This is a genomic window from Cellulomonas sp. (assembly GCF_036279715.1).
Taxonomy (GTDB): domain Bacteria; phylum Actinomycetota; class Actinomycetes; order Actinomycetales; family Cellulomonadaceae; genus Cellulomonas_A.
Genome location: NZ_DASUIR010000017.1, coordinates 1 through 2,086, shown reverse-complemented (window position 1 = coordinate 2,086; position 2,086 = coordinate 1). Strand labels below are relative to the sequence as shown.

Below are 2,086 nucleotides of genomic sequence, written 5' to 3'. Positions count from 1 at the left end.
AGCCGCTCGATGATGAGCGCGGTGGCCTGCGGGACGATCCGAACCGCCCGCACGAGCACGATGACGACGAAGAGGATGACGAGCGCCAGGATGATGTACCCGGGTTGATCCATGTGTTCTCCTCGGTGTGACCGTCCGAGGGATCTCGCACGGCAGTTCGGGCGCGGTCAGGTCGACCGCGCGTTCAGCGGGGGGTCGGCCGAGCACCGCCCGCGGCGGTCACGATGGCCGTCGCCCCCTCGATCCGGACGACGTGCACCTCGGTGCCGGGCGCGAAGACCTCGCCCTCGTGCGCGGCCCGTGCCGACCAGACCTCGCCCCCGAGCTTCACGCGGCCGCTGTCCTCGGTCGTGGTCGACAGGACCACAGCCTCCCGTGCCACGAGCGCCGCGGCGTTGGTCTCGACGAGCGGCACCCGGAGCCGGAGCCGACGCAGCAGCCAGGGCCGGAGCGCGAAAAGCAGCAGCATGGACGCCACCACGGCGACACCGATCTGCACCGGCATGCCTGCGCCCAGCGCACTCGCGACCGCGCCGGCGAGCGCCCCGCCGGCGAACATCAGGAAGACCAGCTGGACCGACACGATCTCGGCGATCCCGAGCAGCAGCGCGCCGCCCACCCACCACAGCCAACCGCTCATGCCGACCTCCAGGTCATGGCGGGCGGGCCGTCACATCGATGCGCGGTCCAGCCGTCACAACCGATCCTAGGTGGTCGCTTTGCCGTTCCGTGGGGTCTTGGGGCGAGCCGCCGTGCTATCGGGACGCGCGTGCGGTCCAGCGGTCACCGACGCGGTCGACGACGAGGTCGAGGCCGAAGGCCCCGGACAGGTTCTCGGCGGTCAGCGTCTCGTCGAGGGGCCCGGCGGCGTGCACGCGACCGGCGCGCAGGAGCAGCAGGTGCGTGAAGCCCGGCGGGATCTCCTCGACGTGGTGCGTGACGAGGACGAGCACCGGTGACCGGCGGTCGCCGGCGAGCTCGGCGAGAGCTCCGACCAGCTCCTCGCGACCGGCGAGGTCGAGCCCGGCGGCCGGCTCGTCGAGCAGCAGCAGCTCGGGGTCGCTCATGAGCGCGCGGGCGATCTGCGCGCGCTTGCGCTCACCCTCGCTCAGCGTCCCGAACCTGCGCTCAGCCAGCGCGGTCACGCCGAAGGCCGCCATGAGGTCGGCGGCGCGCGTCTCGTCGGGCTCCTCGTACGCCTCGCGCCAGCGGCCGGTCACCCCGTACGCGGCGGTGAGGATCACATCACGCACCGTCTCCCCCGGCGGGATCCGGTCGGCGAGGGATGCGCTCGACAGGCCGATCCGCGGTCGGAGCTCGAAGACGTCGACGCGGCCGAGCCGCGAGCCGAGCAGGTCGGCCGTGCCCGTCGACGGCTGCATCCGCCCGGCGGCCACCTGCAGCAGGGTCGTCTTGCCGGCGCCGTTCGGGCCGAGCACGACCCAGCGCTCACCCTCACCGACGTGCCACGTGAGGCCGTCGAGGATGGTGGCGGTCCCCCGCCGGATGGTCACGCCCTGCAGGTCGAGCACGTCAGTCATGGGCACAGACCCTAGCCGCCGCGGACCGAAGCGGTCCGACCGTGACGCGCGTCGTAGTTTGGAGCCATGGACGCACCCGACCTCGACCTGCCGCGGTCGGTCGCGCTCGCGCTGTGGCTCCAGGACCTCGGCCCGGCGAGTGCCGCCGACCCGGCGCCGGTGGCCCGGCTCGTCGCCGCCGTGCAGAGCGACGACGAGCCGCACACCGTCGAGGCGCCCGACTCGGCCCAGCTCGGATCGACCCTCGCCGAGCTCGTGGCCGCGTGGGCCGTCGGCGCCCGCAGCGTCGCGGCGGTCCTGCCCGCACCGGGCGACCCCGCGGGCGTCCCTGCCGTCATCGGCCATCTCGCGGCCGCGGCCGGCGAGTGCGTGCTCGTGGCGACCGCGAGCGGGTCGTACGCGGCGATCCCCACGGTCGAGGACTTCGGCAGCGTGTACGAGCCGGGCCACCTGGTGCGTTGGGAGGTCGCGCGCGTGCCCGAGTGGCAGACGGCACTCATCGGTCAGGTCGGCTCGCTCGCGGACGCCGAGCGGGACCTGCGCGC

The 2,086-nt window shown here is 73.8% G+C and carries 2 protein-coding genes and 1 pseudogene; 1 reads left to right on the top strand and 2 read right to left on the bottom strand.

Translation table 11 applies throughout. The features are described from left to right. Nucleotides 1-184: 184 nt before the first annotated feature. Entirely contained in the window at nt 185-640 is a 456-nt protein-coding gene (locus VFW79_RS01500; RefSeq protein WP_329675550.1) for an NfeD family protein, read from the bottom strand. A gap of 115 nt (nt 641-755) precedes the next feature. Continuing rightward, on the bottom strand, nt 756-1,541 hold the full coding sequence (locus VFW79_RS01495; protein ID WP_329675549.1) for an ABC transporter ATP-binding protein: 786 nt from the start codon (nt 1,539-1,541) through the stop codon (nt 756-758). 66 nt (nt 1,542-1,607) lie between these two features. Here VFW79_RS01495 and VFW79_RS01490 point away from each other — a divergent pair. Beyond that, nucleotides 1,608-2,086, top strand: a pseudogene (locus VFW79_RS01490) (hypothetical protein); the annotation flags it as partial.